The organism is Salinadaptatus halalkaliphilus (genome assembly GCF_006543045.1).
Taxonomy (GTDB): Archaea; Halobacteriota; Halobacteria; order Halobacteriales; family Natrialbaceae; genus Salinadaptatus; species Salinadaptatus halalkaliphilus.
Map to the genome: position 1 here is coordinate 1 of NZ_RBZW01000009.1, position 1,872 is coordinate 1,872.

Sequence of the window (1,872 nt, forward strand, 5' to 3'; positions counted from 1 at the left end):
AGAGTCGTATCCGATGTCTGCTGCCTGTTCATATCGCGTCCGTTGAACGCTTTCTACGAGAGAGTACCGAAATCAGCTCGGGCTAAACACATACCTATTTTTTACATGCCAAACCAGAGTTCGAATTGGCGTACAACGATTCTACTGAGTCGTTTAATTTGCGGGGTGTGAGAGGGTCAGCATTCAACTACTCCTTTGTCGGTGATGTGCATCGTCCGTTCTTTTACCGACCTCAGAACATGGATAAGTACATGAAAAAAATGTCCCGATATCATCGGTTTATTTACGGAACAAATCCCGTTAGTGGCTTCCGCTTGCCGATATCGGTGCTAAAAACCTTGCTTTATGGCCGTTACGGCCAACGCTTCGAAGATGGTTCCAAGTTCTACGATCTTATTTATGAGATCTATGAACATGCAACGCTTGATGATAGTAATTCTACATCGGTTCTACCAGATGGTGGTGTCGAGAGCATGAATAATATCAATAGTGGGATGGGAATCGTTGAGATAAATGTAGATGCAGATGGTACCTTTGATGGTGAAATCCCACCACCAAATGAGAATGATTTGCGGATTGAGAAAATCTCACGGGAATAGTCAATCTGATAATTGTTCAACACCTGTCGCTTCGATTTAACAAATCGGTTTGCACTTATAGGATCTGACTTGAGCACCGCCACGAGCGGAAAAGCATAAACAGTCACAAGAGAGTGGCTATCAATATGGCTAACTCCGAACAGGAGACTCTTCCGGGCGTAGACGAGGTCGAGACGCTCGAGCTCGACACGCTTCGCGCTCATCTTTGGGAAGCTGCCGACATCCTCCGTGGCAGTATCGACGCTTCTGACTATAAGAACTACATTTTCGGATTGCTCTTCTTGAAGCGCGTCAACGACCGTTTCGAAGAAGAAACTGAGGAGATCGCCGAAGAGAACGGGATTCCGGAGGAGGTCGTCGAAGATGATCGCGACCTGCACGAGGAGTTCTGGGTCCCAGAACGGGCCCGCTGGGACCACATCACCGAGCAAGAGACGGACATCGGTGCGACGCTGAACAAGGCCCTTGCGGCAATCGAAGACGAGAACGACGAGATCGCCGACCGCGTTCTGACCTCCGTCGACTACAACGACAAGGAACGCCTCAGCGACGCCACGCTCGAGGAACTCGTCGCGCACTTCTCGAAGCACCGATATCGGAACGCTGACCTCGAGGATCCCGACATTTTCGGGCGGGCCTACGAGTATCTCATCCGGAAGTTCGCCGACGATTCCGGAAAGAAAGGCGGGGAGTTCTATACGCCTCGAGAGGTCGTTCAACTGCTCGTCGAGTGTGTCGATCCTGATCCCGGTGATCGCGTCTACGACCCTGCAGCAGGATCTGGTGGGTTGCTCATTTACTCCGCCCAGCACGTCGAGGGGAAGGGAGGTGACCGCGACGATATCTCGCTGTACGGGCAGGAAAAGAACCTAAATACGTGGGCAATCGGTCAGATGAACGTCCTTCTGCATGAGATGCAAGACGCCACGATAGAGAAGGGCGACACGATCAGGAAGCCGAAATTCGTTACTGAGAACGACGAACTCGAGGTGTTCGACCGGGTCGTCGCGAATCCACCGTGGAACCAGAAGAAGTGGAACAAGGAGTGGGTCGAAGAGAACGAGCCGTACAACCGCTTCGAGTACGGGCTACCACCGAAGAACCGTGGCGACTGGTCATGGATTCAGCTCATGCTCGCCTCGCTCTCGGAGACCGGCAAGGCAGGCATTGTTATGGATGTATGTGTTTACCCCGAAGGCTCAACAGCCGGTACAGCGTGACTCCGTGAGATCATCTCATTGGTGCTAACGACTCGACGAAGTTCTTCGTAGGG

Annotated in this window: 2 protein-coding genes; both read left to right on the top strand. The window is 51.8% G+C overall.

From position 1 onward, the window contains the following. Positions 1-239 precede the first annotated feature (239 nt). Complete coding sequence (locus D8Y22_RS02575) at positions 240-599, top strand: hypothetical protein (protein WP_141463171.1); 360 nt, start codon at positions 240-242, stop codon at positions 597-599. A gap of 125 nt (positions 600-724) precedes the next feature. Further along, positions 725-1,819, top strand: coding sequence for a type I restriction-modification system subunit M (locus D8Y22_RS02580; protein ID WP_246084337.1), 1,095 nt, complete (start codon positions 725-727; stop codon positions 1,817-1,819). Positions 1,820-1,872 lie beyond the last annotated feature (53 nt).

What these genes read in the sequence shown, in the direction of transcription:
- D8Y22_RS02580 (WP_246084337.1), top strand. Translation starts at nt 725, where the DNA reads ATGGCTAACTCCGAACAGGAGACTCTTCCGGGCGTAGACGAGGTCGAG.
- D8Y22_RS02575 (WP_141463171.1), top strand. Translation starts at nt 240, where the DNA reads ATGGATAAGTACATGAAAAAAATGTCCCGATATCATCGGTTTATTTAC.